Annotated in this window: 20 protein-coding genes and 3 pseudogenes; 8 read left to right on the top strand and 15 right to left on the bottom strand. The window is 51.8% G+C overall.

All coding sequences use genetic code 11. The features are described 5' to 3' along the window. Nucleotides 1-238: 238 nt before the first annotated feature. The 3 genes from HZS80_RS20540 to HZS80_RS24025 all read right to left on the bottom strand — a co-directional run bounded on the left by HZS80_RS20540 (nt 239) and on the right by HZS80_RS24025 (nt 1,341). Nucleotides 239-568 carry an HPP family protein gene (locus HZS80_RS20540; RefSeq protein WP_082072709.1) on the bottom strand — a complete coding sequence of 110 codons (330 nt, stop codon included), beginning with the start codon at nt 566-568 and terminating at the stop codon, nt 239-241. 109 nt (nt 569-677) lie between these two features. Next, a complete protein-coding gene (locus HZS80_RS24030) occupies nt 678-926 on the bottom strand; it encodes an SDR family NAD(P)-dependent oxidoreductase (protein ID WP_338035174.1) in 249 nt (82 codons plus the stop codon). A gap of 157 nt (nt 927-1,083) precedes the next feature. Continuing rightward, nucleotides 1,084-1,341 (bottom strand): SDR family NAD(P)-dependent oxidoreductase, encoded by a 258-nt coding sequence (locus HZS80_RS24025; protein ID WP_338035173.1) that lies wholly within the window; start codon nt 1,339-1,341, stop codon nt 1,084-1,086. Nucleotides 1,342-1,564: 223 nt separating this feature from the next. On the opposite strand from HZS80_RS24025, the gene fdhF reads away from it, so the two are divergent. Next, nucleotides 1,565-4,531 carry a formate dehydrogenase subunit alpha gene (gene fdhF, locus HZS80_RS20530; RefSeq protein WP_035556006.1) on the top strand — a complete coding sequence of 989 codons (2,967 nt, stop codon included), beginning with the start codon at nt 1,565-1,567 and terminating at the stop codon, nt 4,529-4,531. Continuing rightward, nucleotides 4,531-5,058: a helical membrane plugin domain-containing protein gene (locus HZS80_RS20525; RefSeq protein ID WP_035556004.1), complete on the top strand. Its 528-nt coding sequence runs from the start codon at nt 4,531-4,533 to the stop codon at nt 5,056-5,058. Before fdhF ends, HZS80_RS20525 begins: the two co-directional genes overlap by 1 nt. A 32-nt stretch (nt 5,059-5,090) precedes the next feature. On the opposite strand, the gene fdhD is transcribed toward HZS80_RS20525, so the two are convergent. From fdhD to HZS80_RS23665, 4 genes are all read right to left on the bottom strand, one after another. Then, nucleotides 5,091-5,957: a formate dehydrogenase accessory sulfurtransferase FdhD gene (fdhD, locus tag HZS80_RS20520; protein ID WP_052703837.1), complete on the bottom strand. Its 867-nt coding sequence runs from the start codon at nt 5,955-5,957 to the stop codon at nt 5,091-5,093. Between the two features lie 519 nt (nt 5,958-6,476). Continuing rightward, nucleotides 6,477-7,016 carry an HPP family protein gene (locus HZS80_RS20515; RefSeq protein WP_052703838.1) on the bottom strand — a complete coding sequence of 180 codons (540 nt, stop codon included), beginning with the start codon at nt 7,014-7,016 and terminating at the stop codon, nt 6,477-6,479. After that, nucleotides 7,016-9,844, bottom strand: coding sequence for a molybdopterin oxidoreductase family protein (locus HZS80_RS20510; protein ID WP_035556002.1), 2,829 nt, complete (start codon nt 9,842-9,844; stop codon nt 7,016-7,018). The genes HZS80_RS20515 and HZS80_RS20510 overlap by 1 nt, the downstream gene beginning before the upstream one ends. A 267-nt stretch (nt 9,845-10,111) precedes the next feature. Next, nucleotides 10,112-10,513 carry a tyrosine-type recombinase/integrase gene (locus HZS80_RS23665; protein WP_167408847.1) on the bottom strand — a complete coding sequence of 134 codons (402 nt, stop codon included), beginning with the start codon at nt 10,511-10,513 and terminating at the stop codon, nt 10,112-10,114. A 395-nt stretch (nt 10,514-10,908) separates the two neighbouring features. On the opposite strand from HZS80_RS23665, the gene HZS80_RS20500 reads away from it, so the two are divergent. From HZS80_RS20500 to HZS80_RS20485, 4 genes are all read left to right on the top strand, one after another. Next, on the top strand, nt 10,909-12,054 hold the full coding sequence (locus tag HZS80_RS20500) for a hypothetical protein (RefSeq protein ID WP_246362381.1): 1,146 nt from the start codon (nt 10,909-10,911) through the stop codon (nt 12,052-12,054). Between the two features lie 207 nt (nt 12,055-12,261). Next, nucleotides 12,262-12,807, top strand: coding sequence for a c-type cytochrome (locus HZS80_RS20495; protein WP_045812310.1), 546 nt, complete (start codon nt 12,262-12,264; stop codon nt 12,805-12,807). An 11-nt stretch (nt 12,808-12,818) separates the two neighbouring features. Next, on the top strand, nt 12,819-13,274 hold the full coding sequence (locus HZS80_RS20490) for a DUF305 domain-containing protein (RefSeq protein ID WP_035556000.1): 456 nt from the start codon (nt 12,819-12,821) through the stop codon (nt 13,272-13,274). After that, on the top strand, nt 13,274-13,837 hold the full coding sequence (locus HZS80_RS20485) for a hypothetical protein (RefSeq protein WP_035555998.1): 564 nt from the start codon (nt 13,274-13,276) through the stop codon (nt 13,835-13,837). The genes HZS80_RS20490 and HZS80_RS20485 overlap by 1 nt, the downstream gene beginning before the upstream one ends. Nucleotides 13,838-14,320: 483 nt before the next feature. Here the strand turns inward: HZS80_RS20485 and HZS80_RS20480 are convergent, their stop codons facing one another. From HZS80_RS20480 to HZS80_RS20465, 7 genes and pseudogenes are all read right to left on the bottom strand, one after another. Then, nucleotides 14,321-14,779: a hypothetical protein gene (locus HZS80_RS20480; protein WP_035555996.1), complete on the bottom strand. Its 459-nt coding sequence runs from the start codon at nt 14,777-14,779 to the stop codon at nt 14,321-14,323. A gap of 27 nt (nt 14,780-14,806) precedes the next feature. Continuing rightward, nucleotides 14,807-15,427, bottom strand: a complete 621-nt coding sequence (locus tag HZS80_RS24260) for a hypothetical protein (protein ID WP_338035175.1) — start codon at nt 15,425-15,427, stop codon at nt 14,807-14,809. Then, nucleotides 15,427-15,528: pseudogene (locus tag HZS80_RS24255) on the bottom strand (hypothetical protein); the annotation flags it as partial. The pseudogene HZS80_RS24255 and the gene HZS80_RS24260, both read right to left, overlap by 1 nt. After that, the gene (locus tag HZS80_RS24250) at nt 15,515-16,138 is read right to left on the bottom strand and encodes an amino acid permease (protein WP_338035172.1); all 624 of its coding nucleotides are present in this window, start codon (nt 16,136-16,138) and stop codon (nt 15,515-15,517) included. The gene HZS80_RS24250 and the pseudogene HZS80_RS24255, both read right to left, overlap by 14 nt. Nucleotides 16,139-16,303: 165 nt before the next feature. Further along, nucleotides 16,304-16,684: a MauE/DoxX family redox-associated membrane protein gene (locus HZS80_RS23660; protein WP_235272585.1), complete on the bottom strand. Its 381-nt coding sequence runs from the start codon at nt 16,682-16,684 to the stop codon at nt 16,304-16,306. Further along, nucleotides 16,681-16,890, bottom strand: coding sequence for a hypothetical protein (locus HZS80_RS23655; protein WP_235272586.1), 210 nt, complete (start codon nt 16,888-16,890; stop codon nt 16,681-16,683). The genes HZS80_RS23660 and HZS80_RS23655 overlap by 4 nt, the downstream gene beginning before the upstream one ends. 239 nt (nt 16,891-17,129) lie before the next feature. Next, complete coding sequence (locus HZS80_RS20465) at nt 17,130-17,546, bottom strand: hypothetical protein (RefSeq protein ID WP_035555993.1); 417 nt, start codon at nt 17,544-17,546, stop codon at nt 17,130-17,132. A 258-nt stretch (nt 17,547-17,804) separates the two neighbouring features. Between HZS80_RS20465 and HZS80_RS20460 the strand changes: the two are divergent. Continuing rightward, nucleotides 17,805-18,775, top strand: a pseudogene (locus HZS80_RS20460) (IS30 family transposase). A 296-nt stretch (nt 18,776-19,071) separates the two neighbouring features. Further along, nucleotides 19,072-20,179 (top strand): annotated as a pseudogene (locus HZS80_RS20455) (IS3 family transposase). A gap of 256 nt (nt 20,180-20,435) precedes the next feature. Here the strand turns inward: HZS80_RS20455 and HZS80_RS20450 are convergent. Beyond that, entirely contained in the window at nt 20,436-21,608 is a 1,173-nt protein-coding gene (locus HZS80_RS20450; protein ID WP_052703841.1) for a DcaP family trimeric outer membrane transporter, read from the bottom strand. Between the last annotated feature and the right edge of the window lie 776 nt (nt 21,609-22,384).

Raw genomic sequence — 22,384 nt, 5'->3', positions numbered from 1 at the left:
CTGAGCTTGCAGGTAGTCATCGTCAGGGAATTGGTATCTAGCTTTTTGTCACCGTCTGCCAAAGCTGCCCTATGAATAGAGTTCTTCGCTGTGCTAGCGCAAGAAAAAGCCTTGCTGCGCAAATTGTCGACTAGCGTACCCTCCATCAGTGACGGAAACCGCTGTAAACCGACGGCCGGCTTCCCGCGTTCACGGCCTATTAGCTTCACGGAGCCCGCCCCGGCTCGTTCAGACCAGACTAATCGTTATGCTTTTTACCAAATAAAATTCCAACACGCGCGCGCCGCAACGGCTCACCGATCAAGACGATCAGCCCGACCCCAACCGCAATGGCGAGCATATCGGAAGGTATCAGCTTGAAACCGCCTAAGGCGATCAGCAAAGCTGTGGCCGCAGCCGGCGGGTGCGAGGCCTTAAGTAGCTGCTGAACGAGCAGGCAAATTCCCATCGCGATGGCCGATGCGACGACGCGCGACAGGGGCATGGTCTGGCTCGACAGCACCGATGCCCATACGAGGAGCCGGTTAAGCTGTGTACTCAATCGGCAAGGAGTGTCGGTAGCCGTCATTTGTCCACGGACACGGGTGGCTGATCAAAAACATTAATCACATGCTACAGGCCTCGCGCGCTAGGTAGCCCACGCGAGAATATAACGTTCACGTTCATCGCGCCCGCCTTTACCAAGGGAGTGACTCCCCATTGCTATGCCATAACCCACCATTGTTATCTAGTGTCAGCGCTTCAATACGTGCGGCAATGCCCAATGCAGCCTCTTGTGGACTGATCAATCCACCAGAATTAACCATGCGTGTTTTCACATAGCTGGGATGAAGGTGAGCCACGGCAATACCCAACGACCTCAAGTCCATCGCCAACGATTTACCAAACGCATTGAAAGCAGCTTTAGAGGCTCGGTAACCTAGCACCCACCGGAGTCGTTATCCGCTAGTGAGCCCATGTGGCTAGTGATATTAGCGAACTTGCTACCCTTTTTAAGATTTGGTAGTAGCGCTTCCACTACTCGCTGTGGCGCATAGACGGTGATTTCTATCTGCTCGCGGATACTATCGAAATCAACACCACCTAGTAACTCATCGCGAAGCAGTCCGCGTTGTTAATTAATAGATCTACCTCTTGGCCATTAAGCGCCTCGACCAGCCGGGCGACGTCGCCAGGCCGGGTGTCATCAATGCCCTCATTCACCTGATCGGCCTCGCGATCTAGTTCTTCCGACGACTGGCGGCAGGCACCGAACACTCGCCATCCAGCATCAAAATAGTGTTCTGCGAGCACCAAACCTACACCGCGGTTGACACCCGTAACGACAACTGCCGATTTCATTTTTGTCCCTCGCTTCCTTTCCTAATGTGTCCTACCAAGCCTAGGTGATAATAGCGCTACTGACCTGGAATAACCCACAAGACGTGCCCTTAATATACATTCAATCCCTTGGTTAAACTTGTGCAACCCAAGGCTTCTTGACTATGTTTCAAGTTATGTATGCGAATCGACACAGAGGTAGAGCTGCATATTAAAAATAAAGAATTCATGGAGGAATGCCCATATGAGCCAGCCGTGCACGATCATTTTCGATGGAGAAGAAATAAGAGGCATCGCCGATGAGCCATTGATCGACTTTCTAGAAGGTCATGGCATCGCTTTGCCAAGTGTTTGTTATCATCCCTCGCTAGGGGCGATTGAAACCTGCGATGCCTGCTGGGTCGAAGTCAATGGAGAGCTAAAACGAGGCTGCGCGCTGCGTACCCAAGAAGGGATGCAAATTTCCAGCCGTGATCCACAGGCTGTTGCAGCACGCCACGAAGGAATGGATCGCCTGCTTAGCAAGCATGAGCTGTACTGTACGGTATGTGAAAACAATAATGGCGATTGCAGCCTGCATAACGCAGTGGTGGAAATGGATATCCCCATTCAACGTTATGAGTTTCAACCTAAACCGCATGCTAAAGACACTACTAGTCCGTTTTATACCTACGATCCTGACCAATGCATTCTGTGTGGCCGTTGTGTCGAAGCGTGTCAGAACATCGAAGTCAATGAAACCTTAAGCATTGACTACGCCAGTGAAAACCCTCGCGTACTTTGGGATGGCGGCAAGGAAATCAATGATTCAAGCTGCGTTCATTGTGGACATTGCGTCACTGTTTGCCCTTGCAACGCACTGATGGAAAATAGCATGGATGAGCATGCGGGTCCGCTTACCTCCATGCCATGGTCACTTAAACGGCCGATGATCGAAATCGTCAAGAAAATCGAAACGACCATCAGCGCTAAGCCCATCACAGGGATTTCGGAAATAGATTCAGCTTGGCGCCAGCCCGGCATCAAACGCACTAAAACGGTCTGTACCTATTGTGGCGTCGGTTGCTCATTTGAAATGTGGACGCGCGATCGTCATATCCTCAAGGTTCAACCTTCCCCTGACGCTCCTGCCAACGGTATTTCTACCTGTATTAAAGGTAAATTTGCCTGGGATTTCGTTAATAGCGAGAAACGACTGACCACTCCACTGATCCGTGAGAATGGCCGCTTTCGTGAAGCCAGTTGGGAGGAAGCATTAGATCTCGTAGCTCGCAGGTTGCTTGAAGTCCGCGACACGCATGGTTCTAACAGTCTGGGTTTTATTGGCTCAAGTAAGGCCAGCAATGAAGAAGCTTACCTAACTCAGAAAATCGCTCGTTTGATCATCGGCACTAACAGTGTCGATAACTCCTCGCGCTATTGCCAAAACCCCGCCACTAAAGGCTTGTTTCGCACTGTCGGCTACGGTGGAGACGCCGGTACCATCAAAGATATTGAGCAAGCTGAGGTGGTCGTGTTAGTGGGTAGCAATACGGCCGAAAACCATCCTGTGATTGCTTCAAAGATTAAAGCTGCGCAAAAACTACGCGGCCAAAAATTGATCGTCATGGACCCACGCAAGCACGAGATGGCCGAACGCGCTGATATTTTTCTACGCCCCAATGCCAGCACTGACCTTATTTGGGCTTCGGCTCTGTCGCGTTATATGTTCGATAACCACTTAGCGGACCTGGATTTTCTGGGAAGATGGGTCAATAACGTGGAGGAGTACCGCCGCTCATTGGAGCCATTCACCTTGGATTTCGCCGAATTCAAGACAGGGATTTCCAAGCAGGAGCTAATCAACACCGCCGAAATGATTGGCCGGGCAAAAAACGTCTGCCTGCTGTGGGCGATGGGAATCACCCAGCACTCCCACGGCTCGGATACTAGTACTGCACTTTCCAACTTACTACTGGTAACAGGTAATTATGGCAAGCCCGGCACTGGCGGTTACCCTATGCGTGGCCATAATAATGTGCAGGGTGCGAGCGATTTTGGCTGCCTACGCAATATGTACCCCGGCTATGATAAAGTCACCGATGAGAGCGCACGACAGCGCTGGGCTAAAGGCTGGGGCGTCGATCCGAGCCAGCTCTCTAATGAGGTCGGTGAAGGCAATTTCCTCATGGTGCAATCGGCCGACCAGGGCGATATCAAAGCGATGTATGTGATTGGCGAGGAAACTGCTTTTTCCGATGCCAATACTCATAACGTACATTCCGCCTTTGAAAATCTTGATTTTATGGTGGTGCAGGATATCTTTTTAAGCCGTACTGCGGAGTTTGCTGATGTAGTGCTGCCCGCCTGCCCTAGCGTTGAAAAAGACGGAACATTTGTCAATACGGAACGGCGTATCCAACGCTTCTATGAAGTGCTGCCACCACTTGGTGACAGTCGTCCTGATTGGCGTATCCTTACCGACTTGGCCGCTCGTATGGGCCATGATTGGGGTTACACACACCCTTCTCAGATTATGCAAGAGTGCGCCTCTATCTCGCCGATGTTCGCTGGCGTCACCTACGAACGCCTGGAGGGCTGGAAATCCCTGTCGTGGCCAGTAGCTGCGGATGGTACTGATACACCCCTTCTGTATACCGATGGATTTCATACAGAAGACGGCAAGGCCAACCTTTTCCCGATGGAGTGGAAGGAGCCTGAAGAAGCTACCGATGCGGAATATGATTTATCACTCGATAATGGTCGGATACTTGAACAATTCCAAGGGGCCAATCAGACAGGCCGCTCGCAAGGCATCTGGGATCAGGCCCCGCATGGCTTTGTCGAAGTTAGCCCTGAACTTGCCGCCGAGCGGGGCATCAAGGAAGGCACTTGGGTACGGATTACTTCACGACGCGGCAGTATCGATTTCCCAGCGTTAATTACTGACCGTGTGGCTGGCAAGACCCTGTTCATGCCAATCCATTTCGGCAAGCCGGGAGTGAACGCCCTAACGGGCGAACATAACGACCCCGTTGTACAAACGCCGGCCTACAAGGAGACAGCCGTCAAACTTGAGGTGCTCGACAAGCGCACAGAACCGCCACTACCCAGTACTAACTATCGCTTCGGGCGGCGCACGCCTAATCAAGGCGTAGCGGTTGAGGTCAAGTGGATGCAAGAAGATTATCGGTTACCGCCCGCCCAGCAAACCAATCCGAGGAAAATGTAATGGCCGAACGAATCTCCCAGGACGTGACGCCGCCAAAGATAGGCCCTGATGCTCACGAAGAGTTAGAGACCCTGCTTCAGACCCTACATGAGCATGGGGTGCTGCGCTTTACTAACGATATGGTGGCCGCCAATTCCGATATTATTCGTATCTTGGTTAACGGACTGAGTAAAGAAGGGTCTCTCAACGCTATTCAAAATATCTCGATCATGGCGATGACCTTGTCCTCCATCCCCCCGGATCGTTTTTACCAAGTGATGTTCGCGATTAAGGAGGGGATGGGCGAGGTCAGCAGCTATCATGGTAATGAAAAGAGTAGTGAAAAGAGTGACGCAAAGACCGCTGAAGAAACTGACAACAAAGAAGCACCAGGTATCCGCGGTCTGTATAAGCTGCTGCACGACGATGAACTCTGGCATGCCATCCAGCCACTACTGGCGGGGTTAAGAGCTTTTTCCGAGCGGCTCGACAAGCCTATCGACAAGCCAGTCACCGACTTTACCGGCAAGGCGACAGAGGGACCATAAACCACGAACACGCTGGTAAATGAGTGCCCAGACTAGGCTGAGCGTTTGTTGACGGCACTATTGGGCAACACATAAGAGGGTCCGAGAATCCGCTCCGAGCCTGAGTAAATATTAAAACGACCCTCGCGCAGAAATCCTACCAGTGTTATACCGAACTCTCTTGCCAGCCGCACCGCATAACTGCTGGGGGCGGAAATCGCGCATACAACCGACACCCGCGCCATGATACATTTCTGAATGAGCTCGAAACTAGCTCGTCCACTTAGTAGCATGATGCGATCAGAAAGCGGCAGCTGATTATTCAATACTGCCCATCCATTCAATTTGTCCACCGCATTATGACGTCCAACATCTTCTCGTAATACCAGTAGTTGCCCACTGGTATCAAACAGGGCAGCGGCGTGTAACCCGCCGGTTTGCTCGAAGAGTGTTTGATGCTTGTGTAGCTCTGCTGGCAACGAAGAGAGCAGTTGTCGACTCAACTGATTGGAAAATGCTAAAGGTGGCAGCCCCTGCATAGCCTCAAGATTCAGCTTTTTCTTACCGCATACGCCACAGGCGCTGTTAGAGAGAGATGAACGCTCCAAGCGTTCGGCCTTAGTGGCATTAAAGCGCTTAAGCACTACTTGCAGTACATTGGGCTGCCCGACTAGATGGTCGATAACTTCAAAGTCATCCTTAGTACGCGCGAGCCCCTCGCTTAGCATTAATCCGGCGGCCAGTTCTCGATCGTGGCCTGGTGTTCGCATAGTGATAACAGGTTCGGCACCCGATAGGCGGATTTCCAACGCCTCTTCGATGGCCAAAGCGTCCTCTCTGGCGGTGATACCTTTGGCGTCTAAGGTGAGGATATCCAAATGAATATCGCCGTATTCGTGCGCGTTCCTCGCTATATCCATTGTAAGCTCCTTGCCCTGGTCTCTTCCTGAGTCGCGGCCACTTTTTTAGCAAGCAACAAGTCCACTATCTTTGAGGCTAGTTCAGCTTTTACCACCTGCCAATAAGATATGTGCTTAATCCTCCACATACCGCTAAAAAACCGCTATTCATATATATAGGTAACCGTACGCTGTCCAGCATCAAGGTGTCATCGCTTGTTCACCTACTTGACTCCGCATTGTCATTCCCCCCGTCCAGGATCCTTACAAAGAGAATATAGGAAACACTACAAAAAACCGCCTGAGCTTCCAGGCAGCCATCGACAGGGTATCGGTATCTAGCTTTCTGTCACCGTCTGCCAAAGCTGCCCTATGGATAGAGTTCTTCGCTGTGCTAGCGCAAGAAAAAGCCTTGCTGCGCAGATTGTCGAGTGGCGTACCCTCCATTGAGTGACGGAAACCGCTGTAAATCGACGATTAGTTTTCCGTGTTCACAGTCTATTAGCCTCACGGAGCCCGCCGCAACCCGCTCAGATCAAACTATTTATTACGCTTATCACCAAACAAAATTCCAGCACGTGCGCGTCGCAACGGCTCACCGATCAAGACGATCAGCCCGACCCCAACCGCAATGGCGAGCATATCGGAAGGTACCAGCTTGAAACCGCCTAAGGCGATCAGCAGAGCTGTGGCCGCAGCCGGCGGGTGCGAGGCCTTAAGTAGCTGCTGAACGAGCAGGCAAATTCCCATCGCGATGGCCGATGCACCGACGCGCGACAGGGGCATGGTCTGGCTCGACAGCACCGATGGGGCCTGGCTCGCCCCGGTCAGTAGAACACCGACTGCGCCTGCGGCCACGCCAATCAAATGCCCCATCACCGTGTTGTAAAGCCTGGCCGACTCTAGGTTGGGCTTGTGCACATGCAGGAAAATGCTCGGACCCAGGCTGGGGAATAGCCAGGGTTGACCGGCAATGACCGCTACACCCCCGATCAATAGCGTCGTGAATGCAGCGGTGACCGGGGACCAGAACCACTCCGGTCCGCCAAATGGCTTTCCATTCTTCGTATCCTCGCCCATCAACTTGGCACTATCAGACTTTGCGGAGCGGTCTGCTTGATTCGCGTCTTCAGCCAGGCCAATTGCCGACTGTTATGCTCCGACATGCGCTGCAATAGCTCCATCATTTCGTCGTCGCGCAGCGCCTGCGTAGCTTGCTTCAACACAACGATCGATATATGCGATTCCTGTGCCAGCAACCAGCAATCATGCAAATCACGCAGTAGCGAAAGAGGGCCCTTATGGTGGCTCGGCTGAAGCACCTCAAGCAGCTTATCTGCCTCCTTTTCCTGAGTTTCGCCGTAGCGCTGGATGCATGGTTGCAAGTCTTCGGAATGCTCTTGTGAGAAGCGCGCTAGCATTTTGCATATCGCGCCAATGTCCGGCTCGGCTTTATGCTTTTCCGCCACGGCGAACAGCGCCTGAGCAGTGGCGCGCGAGCTATCGTCGAGCAGACCGAGGTAATCGGCCACATGCGCCCTGGGGTTCTCCGAAGCCTCCTTTAAATGCTCGTCGCGCATCGGATCATCCATCTCGAAGGGCTCGCCCGGTTGCATCTTTCGCAAACGCACCGCGGCGTACTTGAAATACGGCTGTTTGCTCACCGGATCCCACTCATACAGCGTCATCTCGTTGACTGCTCGAGGCCGCTCGTCATTGTCCCAGTAGCCATAGTGAAACGGCATGAACACATGGCCTGGCTCGATATCACCAATACGCGCTGGAGCGTAGGCCCACCCGCGCCGGCTCTCAATCTGCAACATGTCTCTTTCTTCGATCCCCAGGCGCTCTGCATCTTCGCCATTAAGCTGGATAAAGGCATCCGGCGCAGCTTCGTTCAGCTCGCGAGAATGGGCAGTCTTGGTTCGCGTGTGGAATTGGAACACCACTCTTCCGGTGGTCAAGTGCAACGGATAGTCCTCATCGACTATTTCGTGAGGAACAACGTAGTCGGCGCCCTTCAAAAGAGCGCGGCCAGCGGGGTTCAGCGCTTTAAACGTTTTGGGCGTGACGGCCGCACCGGTGTCCAGGTCATGACCGAAGTTCTCCGCTGTGTCGTAGAATGTACGGAAAACATAGTCGGAATAGAGGTGTTCGCGCCCGTGCGGATACTGCTCATTGCACGGCCACTGGATACCGGAGCCGCCGCTTAGTTTCTCATAGCTCATGCCCGTGTAGTCGCAGAGTTGGCCCCGCGTACATTCGCGCCACGCATCAAACGCTTCCTCGGGCGTGTTCCACTTGATCAACGGCTCGCCATCCTTGTCTCGAAAATCCATGCGGCGTGCATAATCAAGCCAGATATCGAGGTCGGCTCGCGCCTCGCCGGGGGGCTCGATGGCCTTATGCGAAATATGCACTGTCCGGTCGACGTTCGTGAAGCAGCCTGTTTTCTCGCCCCAGATCGCTGCCGGCAGCACGACATCGGCCAGAAGGGTCGTCTCGGTATGAAAACCATCTTGAGCCACCACGAAGAGATCTTTGCGAGCGAGCATCGCGCGTACTCGATGTAGGTCCGGCAGCGACACGGCGGGATTGGTGGCCGAGATCCAGAGCATCTTTAAAGTACCTTTTTCCGCGTAGCGGAAGATCTCCAATGCATGGGTCGGCGGTTTCCAGGCGGGGAGCTGTTCTTTTTCTATGTTCCACAGATCCGCCAGTTGCTGGACATGGTCCGGGTTTTCCCAGTTACGAAAGGCCGGCAAGTCGCCGTCGGCACCGCACTCGCGCGTGTTCTGTGCCGTGGGTTGGCCATTCATTTGTAATACACCGCTGCCAGGCTTCCCGATCAGGCCACGGATGAGGTTAATGTTGTTGACCTGAACCGCAGCGGCCGTTGCCTGGTTAGACTGATAGACGCCCTGCAAGACAGTAGAGACCAAGCTTTTAACCTCACCGAGAATGGTGGCAGCAGCACGCAGGTCAGCTACCGGCACGTCAGTCAGTTCTTCGACACGCTCCGGCGAATACTTCGCCACCGTTTGCCTGAGCTTGTCGAAGTCCATCGTGTGATTGTCGATGAAGTCCTGGTCGATATGCCCCGCTTCAATAATCAGGTGGAGCAGGCCGTTGAGCAGCGGCACGTTGGTGCCGACCCGTGGCGCCAGGTGAACGTCCGCCTTGGCCGCAGTGGCTGTACGCCGCGGATCGATTACCACCAGCTTGGGCGGGTTGGGTCCACTTAGCCGGTCGAGAATCCGCATCCACAACACAGTCTGGGTATTGGAAATGTTATGGCCAACGTGAAGAATCCCCTCGGTCATATCCAGATCGGTATAGCTTCCCGGCTGACCGTCCGAGCCGAAGCTTTCCTTCAACGCTGCCGCAGCGGTTGCAGTGCATAATCGGGTATTACCGTCCATATGAGGTGTGCCGAGGCCAGCCTTACCGATCACGGCGAGGGTATAGTACTCCTCCAGAAATAGCTGGCCCGACGTATAGAAGCCTATTGCATTAGCCGTGTACTGCTCATAAATCTCTTTTGAGCGGCGCACGATCAGCTCCATCGCTTCGTCCCAGCTAGCCGGTTCCAGTTGGCCGCTGTCACGGCGAATCAACGGCTGAGTGAGCCGATTATCGCTGTGGTTGGCAATCCAGCCATGCAACCCCTTCGGCCCGAGCCGACCTCGGTTGACCCGGTCATCGGTGCGACCGCGCACGCCGACGATTTTTCCTTCCTTGACGCCGATGTCTAACCCACATCCGTTCGAGCACAATACACAGGCCGATTGCACCCAGCGCTCAGGCTCGTCGGCAAGCTGATAATCAGGGCGATCGGGCCATTTGCCAACGTAGGGCGTTCTATCACCCCAGATATTGTCGATACTGTCTCGGGATTGTGCGGTCATGGCAGGCTCCTAACATGCATGTATGTGACAACTGAGAGCAGCATAGTAGATAACGGCCATCTCAACAGGAGCGGTCTAGCTGAATCGGACCAGGTATTCTAGACACTGTTTGGTCTAGTATTTGGGGTTTGAAGGGTTTGTCTAAGCGGTCAATGTAAGTGTTCGAATAAGGTTTTCATCTAATGATGAGCCATTATGTCAGCTTTAACTAAAAGATCGCTTCTGGCCGGGCAACGACGGCCCGAAATAGGCCGTCGTTTGTCTATATCAAACTTCTGTTTGTTCTGCCACATCCAACGCATTATCTATTTCAATCCCAATATATCGGACGATGCTTTCCAGCTTCGTGTAACCCAGGAGCAGCTGCACTGTCCTCAAGTTTTTCGTGCGACGGTATATAAGCGAAGCTTTGGTGCGGCGCATTATGTGCGTGCCATAGATTGAGGCATCTAAACCTATTTCGGTGACCCAGGCTTTCACAATATGGACATATTGGCGCGTGGAGAGATGCTTTGCGCTGTTGATTCGGCTGGGAAACAAGAAGTCTCTATTTCTGAGTTGAGCAAGCTGTATCCAGTCCATAACTGAGATAGGGGTTTGCTCGGTTATTTCGAACTGTTCAGGTCTTTGCTTTTTTTGCTGCGTCCAATGGCTCGTGAGGGCATACACGCATCATGGGCTATATCCCGTACTCGTAAATTGACGAGGTCGTAGCTCCGAAATTTACTATCCTATCGTTGACCAGGCTAAAGAGGGGGGAGATCTTTCGTCTTTTTAGCAAGTTGTAGCCGAACATTAATAGCTCAGGTATTTTTAAGAAGCATAGGCCTCCTGTTCTACCAACTTGCCTTTACTACAAGATGCAATGGAGATTTCAGCCGAAATATTCATGGGTTGGAGATCGGCGATATATAGACACGGAGGGTATTCTCTTGCAAGACACCAATTATTCCCCAGCACAAACGAAGGCGAAAAAGCTGAACCAGCACTGCGTCTGCGTCACTCTCGATCGGCCAGAAGTGGTTCGTAGTCTAGCTAATCAGTTGGGAAGTAATGCGAACGACATGCTTTCCAGTTCAGTCTGGCATCACTTCTTTTCAGATGTTGCGGTTTTTGTTCCCAGCCAAGATCTGGATCGAATGCTGGCCATTGTCGGAGCTCTGGAAGCTGCGGCCAAGCTCCCCGACTTTCATCACCGTGTGTTTTCCAGAGCTCCTCAGAGCGCCCGAGCCAATCCTGGCCCCGTAGGCGCCTTCATGGGCTATGATTTTCACCTCGGTGGGGAGGGTCCGCTTCTCATCGAAGTCAACACCAATGCGGGGGGCGCGTTCCTCAATGCTGAGCTTGCACGTGCCCAACTGCAATGCTGCAGCGGGGCTACTCGGGTGGCCTGGGCCGAAAACTTTGATACTGCGGTCATCGCCCAGTTCGAGAGTGAATGGCGCGCCCAGCGGGGCAGTGGACGACCGAAAAGCATAGCGATCGTCGATGACCAGCCTATCGAGCAGTACCTCTATCCTGAGTTCCGACTGGCACAGCAGCTGTTTCGGGATAATGGTATCGATGCCCACATAGTCTCTCCCTCTGATCTCAGATATGAGTTGGGTGCGTTATACAGCGGCGGCGAGCGAATCGACATGGTTTACAACCGCTTAGTGGACTTCGCTCTGGAGGTGCCAGAGCATGCCGCACTGCGCTCGGCTTGGCTGGACGGAGGCGCTGTCATAACCCCAAACCCATTCGCACACGCACTCTTTGCAGACAAGCGCAATTTAGCCGAATGGTCTGATCCTTCCATTCTTCAGGATTGGGGGTTGAGCCCAGAGAACGCCGAGCTGCTTCGCTGCGGCGTTCCGCGCACCGTTAGGGTTGCCGCCAGTAACGCAGATGAGCTTTGGCAACAGCGACGGCTGTGGTTTTTTAAACCAGTGGCAGGTTATGGCAGCAAGGGCGCTTATCGAGGCAGCAAACTTACCAAACGCACATTTTCCCAGATACTCGAAAGTGACTATATCGCTCAGGCGTACGTGCCTCCCTCGGAGCGACTGGTTCTGGTCGATGGCGAGCGGGAAATGCTCAAGGTAGACGTACGGCTATATACCTATCGTGGCAATCTGATTCTGGCTGCGGCACGCCTGTACCAAGGCCAAACCACGAATTTTCGTACACCGGGGGGCGGATTCGCACCCATACTCATTGAGCCGATCTGACATAAGGCGTGGCGTTCCAACCATAGTCTTACGGAGCGGCCTGGCACTGATCGGCAGCCTGGGTAGACGCTCGCTCAGACAAGTTCAGCAAAACAGACCATCTTATTGTTTAAATTTGGCATGCCAGTAAAACCTTACTACTCTGAACAAATCACGTGATGAGAGGTGAATCAACGCTTCCTTTCTAGGAACAAGCGAGGTGCCGCAATGCAGCCGAAAACTAAGCATTTAGCGCTGGGAGCAGCCTTCGGGCTTGCAATACTCGTTCTGATTTTACTCCTTGTCGTCGTTTGGGTGGCTTATTCCGGCACCTACAACATCGCGGCGACTCAAGGCCATCAGCCCCTTGTACGCTGGACGCTGATGACAACGATGAAAAATTCTGTAGCAGACAGGGCAGAAGCCATCACGACTCCTTCAATGAATGATGAGATGGTGACTGCCGGAGCGACCGACTACAAGTCGATGTGTCAACATTGCCACGGCGGCCCGGGAGTTCGACAGAGTGAGTGGGCTAGAGGCATGCTGCCAGAGCCGCCACATCTGACCGATACCATCTCCGAATGGGAGCCCCGCGAAGTATTCTGGTTGGCTAAACATGGGATACGAATGAGTGGTATGCCTGCGTTCGGACCTACTCACAGTGATGATGAAATCTGGAACATCACTGCGTTTGTCATGCGCCTACCCGGCATGACGGAAGATGAGTACGCAAGCTTTGAAACGGGCAGTTCAACAGATCATGGACACTAAAGGGAAACGCTATGAACATGTCTTATTGGCGTTTCGGCGCGATGATCGCTACCTCTACGGTCATTATGTACGGGGTGATGTATCTCAATACGTACGCCTATGAGCATGTCTTCTGGAGCGAAACCAGAGCATGGATGGCACTTGTGATGGGCGCTGTGATGGCGGTGATAATGCTGAGCTTTATGCTCAATATGTATCAGAAGAAACTGATCAATATCGCCATTTTTGTGGGCAGCGCTCTGCTTTTCACCGCCGCATTATGGCTCGTCCGCAGCCAGGCTACCGTGGGCGATGACGAGTATATGAAGGCAATGATTCCTCACCATTCGATCGCGATCTTAACCAGCGAGCGAGCACAAATTTCCGATCCGCGTGTGCGTAAGCTCGCCGATGAAATTATTGAGGCACAGCGTCGCGAAATTGCGGAAATGAAATATCTCATACGCGATTTGGAGAGGGCCGACTGATGTTTATTCCTTCACAGAACCGCCCTCGTCAGATCCTTATCCTTTCGACAGTAACGCTGGGCACCGCTTTTCTCGCCGGTTGTGGCGATCCTGCCCCTGGCGAAGGAGTGGAAAATCCGATGATGCAAGGGCCGTCTCCCGAAGTGGTTGGAGCGCAGGAGGCCGTCAACTCGCCTGATATACCGGCGATCGATCCCCAAACGATGCAAGAAGCCGAAATCGAAAAGGTGCTGGGAGACGCTGCGTATTGCGCCTATCGGTATACCGCAGAAAGCCCGCCGATTCTCGCTATCGACAACACGGATCAAGGCCAGGGTGCCCGCGCAGTTACCAAGATTCATGGTCGTCTAGTGGAGTTATCAGCAGACCACAATCCTGATTATGAAAACTTGAAGCAAGGCCTCATGCTCACCGCAGAAGGGTTGACGATGAGGGTGTTTTCGGATGAAGAAGAACCAGAATCAGCGGAGCCAGGAGAGCTCATTACAGCAGAGCTACACTTTTCTCTTCAACAGGGTTTGAACGCCGGGTATCTAGGCTGGTATAGGTGCGAAACAGAATAGGCAATGCCTCTTCAGTGCTTCTTGATAGTGCGCCCGTTCGGGACTTGGCCAGCGAGTAAAAGCTGTTCGGCGTGTTTTTAGCGCAAAAAGACCAGCGACGATCAGGTAAAGACCTGGAGAAGCAGATGCTGCAAAAAATATGAACAGTTCTCGGCCTAGCATTACTCCCTGCGGCAGGAAACCTAGCCGGCGGCCTAATATCTGTCATGCATGCTCAGTAAGGAGGTTGCATGGATTTCGATTTTGATAAGCTAGTCTATCCAGAAACGGTTGTTATTGATGGTGTGGAGCACAAAGCTCAGAGGGATACCTTCAAAGAAAAATGAGTATCCCTTATTCAGAGGAACCCGACGTGGGAATGAAAGCAGTGATAGTTCAAAAGGCAAGCAAAAGAGAAATACACCTCAAGGTAACTGATGTTCAGTTTCTCGAAAGTCTGCAATGCTGCAAACAGGGTATTTCTCATTTGTTTCGAAATAGTCTTCAGACATCTTTCATTCGTCCTGTTTGGCGAACAAGGCGCATGGCTTCGTGTTCTTCTAAATCCAAAAGTGCATCCACCAACTCTTTGGTCTCAGGGATTTCCGCTTTGCCAGCCAAGCTGCGATAAAGACTGATTGCTTGCTCATGGAAGTCGAAAATCTCGTGACAAATATCGTCAAAACTCAACTCGGCGTAAGGAGCATCGCAGGTCCGATGCGTACGGATAGGTTTATGCTCTAGATAGTCATATACATATGTTTTTAATGCCTTTGTGTCGGCTTGTTGCTCAAAGCGTGCAACAACACGCTGCATTTCTGCTTCGTGAGCAGCTAAATAATTGAGCAGCATTTGAGCACGCTCTTCTTCATGCTCGGTGGCGCAGTGGGCTAGGCAACTAGCGAGATGTTCATGTAGCTGACGCGTCCAATCAATCAAATCACCAAACGTTCTGACTTCCATGGGATAGCTCCTATAGCGCTATTAATGTTAATGAGCGTGGTGAGAATGCTCGCTATCGTCTGATGTGCCGCGTTTGGCGAGGAACATCCACTCACCTAGCAAAATGATCGCCATTACTACGCCTGCAATCATAAGAACAAAAGGGTCTGAGGTGGCTTTTACCCAAATAAAGCCCAGCAACACAATGGCGTCCAGCAGTATGGCAATGACCAGTATGATAGGGTTGGCGCTCACGCTCTCTTTAAGATGCCGCAGCACACCCCAGTGAATAGCGATATCCATGATCAAATAAAGAATAATGCCGAGTGCTGCGATACGGCTCAGGTCAAAGAAGGCCGTGAGCACCAAACCGAATACAATGGTGTATACCAACGTGTGCTTTTGCAGGCTGCCGGGCATGTGAAAATGACGGTGCGGTACCAGTTTCATTTCCGTCAGCATCGCAAGCATGCGCGAAACGGCAAAGACGCTGGCGATAATCCCACCGGCGGTAGCCAGCATGGCGAGTATCACAGTAAAGGCAACCGCCGCTTCACCAAGCGCGGGCCGAGCCGCAGCGGCCAGCGAATAATCTTGTGTTTCAATAATTTCTGATAAGGAAAGGTTGCTGGAGCGGCAAAGCCGACAAGCGCATAGATCACCATGCATAAGGCAATTGAGATCATAATCGCTCTACCGACATTCCGTTTGGGGTTCTTAAGCTCCGAACCGATGTTAGTAATAGTCGTGAAGTCTTTAAAGGCTAAAATGCCCAGTGCCGTTGCGCCTAAAAAAACCTGCGATTGTAGGCGAAGGTGCTTCGCTGCTTGCCCCCATTTCGAGAGAATCGGCAACAAACACACCGACAACACCAAACACAACAATACCGCCTATTTTGACGAACCCGAGTACCGAGGCAACCGTCTCAATTAGCTTGTTGGCGGATAAATTGACCAAGAAGGCCGCTAGTAGTAAACCAACACCTAATAGAGGGGCATAAAAGGAGCGATCCCCTAATTCCAAGGTGTACGAGCCAAAGGTTCTCGCCAGAAAGCTCTGCGCGATCACCATAAAAAAATACATCAAAAGCGCATGAAAAGCGGTGGGGAGTGTTGGGCCGTATGCTTTCTGAAGGTACATGCCGATGCCGCCCGCCGATGGGTAGGCATTGGACATCTTTACGTAAGAATAAGCGCTGAAAGAAACGATCACCGCAGCGGCCAAAAAAGCGAGAGGAAAAAGATAACCGGTCATTTCGGCCATCTGGCCGGTTAACGCAAAGATACCAGCCCCAATCATCACGCCTGTGCCTAATGCAACGGCACCGACCAGCGAAAGACTGCCTTCTTTATACTGTGGCGTTCTGTCCTGTTTCGCCATAAAAAAAGCTACCTCTTCAATATCGACAGCGACTACCCTCGCTGTTTCGGATAGAAATGAATGAAGTTACCTTACCTACAGCATGGGTGACGATTCTGAACGCAACCTGAACAACGCAGAATGAAGACATGATCCCGATCAAGTGTTTGGCGAAAATAGGCTTACTCATCCGAGCAGCATTCGAAGCGGCATCCACAGTCCCACGGTACCGACGAAAAGCGCCAGTGGCGCGGCCAGCCAGATAAGGGTACCCGCTAACATCAGTAGCCCCGCCAGCGTTTCAGCGTAAGGGTAAACATAGCTATAGGGGACATGGCGCTGGGCAAGCAGATCGTAGTTGAGAAACATGGTGCTGAAGCTTTCTACGTCTTGAAGCTTTTGCAGACCCAAGAGCACCATCGCAGTGGCAACGGCGTACTCTGGCATACGAGTGGTGAACAGGGAGCCTTGGGCAGCCCAGCTAAAGGCAAAGCCGATCAATAGCGCGGTGGCGAAAATCGCCAGCACCGGACGATAGGTAATGGACTTAGCGTAAGGAACGCTCATCCCCAGGTGCTCGCGGAGTTCTTCATAGCCGCCGATACGTTCATCGCCAAGATATACTTGAGGCGTTGTGTCGCATTTTCCTGTTCTTTAAACGCGTCAATTTCTTCCCGTGAGGCCAACAAGTTATCGTCAACTGTGAAGCCTTTACGCTTGAGTAGATCAACCGTTTTCAAACCGAACGGGCACATATGCTCGACGGTTTTCATCCGGTAAACCTGTGCAGAGGCAGTGGATGTTGACGTTGGTATTGTTTTTCCTTCGCTAAGAATATGGTATTTGCTAAAAATATAGAACCTTTGTGCTACACAAAGGCAAGTATAGCCTGCTCATTTATTTTAAAATTCTAGCTACGGTTACGAATAGGTTTCTTCAATGATAAAAATATATGTTAAATAAAAGGGCCAGCATAAAGGCTGGCCCTGTATCTTAAATTAGTGACTATATATTAATAGTCAACATGTAACTCATAACGGTTATCATCATTTGCGTTACTGCCACCCCCTGATCTTCCTGTAACTTCGAGTTGATAATTCCCAGGTTGCAACTGATGGACAAGGTTGAAGTGGCCTTGTGGACTGGACGCTTCTGCTACTCGTTGTCCAGACTCATTGTAAAGAACTGCTGAAATGCGGTTACCATAGCTCCTTATGCCGGGAAAATGCTCACTCGTCACTTGTAGGGTAGTCGCTTGTTCAATATTGATATTGAAACGTTTGGATTGCCCCTGAGCAAGAATCTGTGTAGAAGATACGCCTCTTTCAAGCGTCGGAACGCCTTGAGAGGTGTTGCCTTGGCTAGCCAAGACAGGTGTAGATAGTATAGTCGCTACCGTTGCGCCAAAAATAATTGCTTTAATTTTCATGATAATTACTCCAGTGGTTGATGACTTGTTTATATTAGCTGTGGTTTTTGAAATGAAGCTGAATTTAAAAATAAAAACAATAAAAAAACGCCACCAATTGGTGACGTTAAAAGTTACCCATTACCAGAGTTGTTAGAACATCCTGGGTTCATAGAATAAACGCAGCACTTTGGACAGCACGGTAGAGGTAGGAGGACCAGCGCCGGTACCCTTCTCGGCTCACCGACCAAAGTGAAGAAGAGCATGGGATACCGATAGCTGACCCAGATCCAACGATAACAGATCTACGCCCGCCATGACCTGAGCCAGCGGCAGATCGCCGGAGAGCTTGGCATCCATAACAGCACCGTCAGCCTTGAGCTGCGCCGTAACGCCACCTCTTGTGGCTACGATCCCGAGCAGGCTCAGGTGCTCAGTGATCAGCGGCGTCGTACCGCCTGGAAGTGGACGAAGCACCTGCCGAGCATGATCACTGCCGTTGTCGGCAGGCTGTATGAGGAGTGGAGCCCAAAGCAGATCAGCGGCTTCATCGCGCCCCTGGCAGGCGTCGGTGTCAGCCATCAGTGGATCTATTACTTAATCTGGGATGACAAGGCGCAGGGCGGCGATCTCTGGCAGCATCTGCGTCAGCCCAAACGTCGCAGCAAGCATCGCACTCAGGCCAAGAGCTCAGGGCTTGGCAAGATCCCTAACCGGATAGGCATCGAGCACCGCCTCGCTGAGGTCGAAAACCGGCGCTTTATCGGCCATTGGGAGGGCGACACCGTACTCCAGGGGCACAAGCATTCAGGCCTGGTCACGCTGGTCGAGCGTCGCAGCGAGTACCTGCTGGCGGCAAGGCTGCCCAGGGGCTCGGCGGAGCTGATGAAAGCGGCCATGATCCGCCTGCTGAAGCCTCGTCGGGGCGCTGGCCAGACCATCACGCTGGATAATGGCTCGGAGTTCGCCGTCCATGAAGCCGTGTCCAAGGCCGTGACGGCAGCAACGTATTTCTGTGATCCTTACTGCTCCGGGCAGCGTCGGACCAACGAGAACACGAATGGCCTGATACGGCAGTACTTTCCCAATGGAACCTACTTCCGACAGGTCACGATGGCGAGCTGCGCAAGGTGGTCAGCAAACTGAATGACCGCCCCCGAAAACGGCTCGGCTATCGGACACCGGCGCAGGTGTTCCTGGGGGAATACTCAGGCGCTCTGGATACCGCAGGTGCTGAGCTTATTGATTGAAGTCAGGATTGAGATCCACAAGCTGTGTTTTCATCCTCAAAGAAGTGCCTGTTGATGTCGGAAAGTGATCGCTTTCGATTCTTACGATAGAGCTGCTGTCGAGGTTTAATTCGTACTCATGAGGAAAGGCGCTGGTTAAGATGTCGCCGCAGTTATCTCCTCCTTTAGCAGTTTATCTTGACCCTCGGAGTGGCCGAGTTCTGCAAAAGCAGGAGTAGTAATTGTAACCATCCCCTAAAATCAGTACATGCGTGATTAGAGTTCTCCAGCCTACAATGAGACAAACGGAGAACGGCATGAAGAAGTCACGGTACAGCGAGGCACAGATCGTCAAAATCCTGAAAGAGGTCGAGGGCGGTCGCCTAGTCAAGGAAGTCTGCCGGGAGTACGGCATCTCCGATGCGACCTACTACAATTGGAAATCCAAGTACGGTGGCATGGAAGCCTCTGATGTGAAGCGCCTTAAGGAACTTGAAGAAGAAAGCCGCCGGCTGAAGCAGATGTATGCTGAGCTGAGCCTGGATCACAAGCTGCTGAAGGATGTCATCAAAAAAAGCTGTAAATTCAGCCGTTCGACGAGAGCTGGTTGATTACCTCAAGCAAGCACATGGTGTCAGCACCCGTAGAGCTTACCGAATCGCTGGCATCAGTGGCTCTGTGTACCGTTATCGTCCGGACACATCTCGGGATGACCCAGTGGTTGGAGCGCTTCAAAGCGCGACTGAGCGCTATTCCGCCTACGGCTTCAGCAAACTGTTCAAGTTGCTGCGACGATGGGGTCATGGATGGAATCACAAGCGGGTCCATTGACTGTATTGCGCACTCAACCTGAATAAACGGCGACGGGGCAAGAAATGACTTCCGACACGGAACCCGGAGCCATTGAGCGTGCCAGCCACCGTTAATCAGTGCTGGCCCATGGATTTCATGAGAGACAGCCTGTTCTGTGGCCGCCGGTTTCGGAAGTTCAACGTGGTGGAGGACTTTAACCGGGAGATATTGGCTATCGAGATTGACCTAACCTGCCAGCACCGAGGGTTATAAGGGTCCTGGAACGCATTATCGTCTGGCGAGGCTACCCGGCCAAACTACGCATGGATAACGGCCGGAATTCATCTCGATCGCCCTGGCTGATTGGGCTGAACAACACGATATCAAGCTGGAGTTCATCAAACCTGGCACCCCGACTCAGAACTCGTATGTTGAGCGTTCAATCGGACTTACCGGAATGAGATCCTGAACATGTATGTCTTCCGGAACCTTACCTAAGTCCGACAACTGACCGAATCGTGGATGACGGAATACAACGATGAACGTCCCCACGATTCACTGGAAGACCTGGCGCCATGGGAATACCTGGCGAAACACCAATGCTCGGAGAACCCTAGTCAGCGGTGCAACTGAAACTGGGATGTTTACATAACCATCACGATAGCTGCAGCATCGAATACAAGCTTGAGCTTTATGAAAACCTTCCTTTCTGTTTTGTTACAATGCCATTGTGAGGCTTTTACCTGAATCCTCCCTTAATAGGGCGTATAAAAAAATGACCCAGTTCATGTTTTTATACGCTGTGCCTGGTGTAAATAAAAAAGCTTGGGCATACGCCCAAGCTAAAAGATCGAAACAGCTTCTCTGCTATACTACTAACTCATCTATCCTAGAAACTATATTGGGCGGCAACCATCACACGGCTCGCATCTTCTTCACGGTCATCGGTCAACTCCGTTTCGAAATAGCCGTACTCAATTCCATACATCAAACGCTCGTTGGGAGTCCACATCAGATTAAGAAATGTATTCTTGTTCTTTCTACCTGCATTTCCACCCACGGTAGTGTCGCCTAAATCGACATCGGTATAGCCATGAGACGCGTTCAATGAATACTGCGGCGATATTTGATAAGAAAGCCCAACGGCTCCGCCGTCGCCAGATAGCGTTTGCAGTTTGCCGTTGGTATCAACGTAGGCATCGGCACCGTTAAAGTAATCGCCAGACAGATAGAGGTAACTATTCGCCCCCTCGCTGGCGTTCACGATTGCTCTCAAGGTCACCGGCCCAGCATGATAGGCGCCTGCGGCGAAGGCCCCATAGCCCATTTCCGTATCCTTCTCGCTGCCGGTATCGTACTTCAGCTGTCGGGCGATGCCGGCGATGGAGTAGGAAAACTCACCCATGCTATTTTCATAGCGCAGGCTCAGTGCGGGTATCGATGATACGGCATCGTCATTATCCGGTAGCAAATCCTCGTCTGGCACGGAGCCATCAATGTTCTCCGCCAGCTGTGCCTTTGGATCCTCCGCAGCTATCGAGAACCCTCCCATGCTGTAGCGCAACTGGGCCAGGCGCGTCCCATAGCCATTGCTTCCCGCCGTGCCGAAGAAATCCAGTGTGGGTGTGGCGGCGACGAAGGTGTTGTAATTCGACCAGGTCTGTCCGGCAAGGATGCCATTCCAGGACCCATAAGCATGCCGTAGTCTGAAGCGCGTATTATCATCGTTGTAGGACCAGAAGTCCCCTTCGATAACGGTGTCTAGCGTGCTCCCCTCGACAGGCGTACTGGTCTGAAAGCCGATGCGGCTTTGTGTCGCGGTGACTTGAAACTGATCCCCTACATCTCTCTCATCTTCCGATCCTGCGGCTTCAGCAAAGTAACCTTCGTTAGCCGATCCGGCATCCCGATCGAAGTTGTAAGCCATGTTCAGCCTGACGTAGCCATAAAGCCCCACGGTGGTCTCTCCCACTTCGGTTTCCAGGGCCGAAACATACGTCGAGCCAATTGCCAAGGCCATAACCGTCATGCTGACCAAGGGAATCTTCTTGTTATTCCACATGATGACACCTCTTTGTGAATTGTCTTTTTTTTAGGCCGATTGCGGCAATATCAAATTAGCGAAGATTCCTGAATTAAAGCTGAATTTGCCTGCCGGGGTATCAATTTTTCATAAAAAAGGCCAGCTCATGGCTGACCTTCTGTAACCTCAGCATATTTGCCAATAAAGGTTAGTAGACAACGTGCAGCTTATAACGGTTATCATCATTTGCGTTACTGCCACCCCCTGATCTTCCTGTAACTTCGAGTTGATAATTCCCAGGTTGCAACTGATGGACAAGGTTGAAGTGGCCTTGTGGACTGGACGCTTCTGCTACTCGTTGTCCAGACTCATTGTAAAGAACTGCTGAAATGCGGTTACCATAGCTCCTTATGCCGGGAAAATGCTCACTCGTCACTTGTAGGGTAGTCGCTTGTTCAATGTTAATATTGAAACGTTTGGATTGCCCCTGAGCAAGAATCTGTGTAGAAGAGACGCCTCTTTCAAGTAGGGGCAGATCCTGGGTTGTATTGCCGAAGTTAGCCAATACAGGTGTTGAAAGAATGCTGGCTACAAGCGCTCCAAAGATAATTGGTTAACTTTCATGATAATTACTCCAGTGGTTGATGATTTGTTTATATTAGCTGTGGTTTTTGAAATGAAGCTGAATTTAAAAGGGTATACGGATTTAATGGTTGATGGGGCACCTTCACCCCATCAATCTGATACCACCCTCAGATGGTTGATAGATCGACTCCGTAGTTGAGTTCCTCTGCGAAGTCCGGCAGTCCGTAACC

The sequence above is a fragment of the Vreelandella glaciei genome (assembly GCF_013415125.1).
Classification (GTDB): Bacteria; Pseudomonadota; Gammaproteobacteria; order Pseudomonadales; family Halomonadaceae; genus Vreelandella; species Vreelandella glaciei.
The sequence above is the reverse complement of the archived record's forward strand: the minus strand, read 5'-3'. Positions and strand labels throughout refer to the sequence as shown.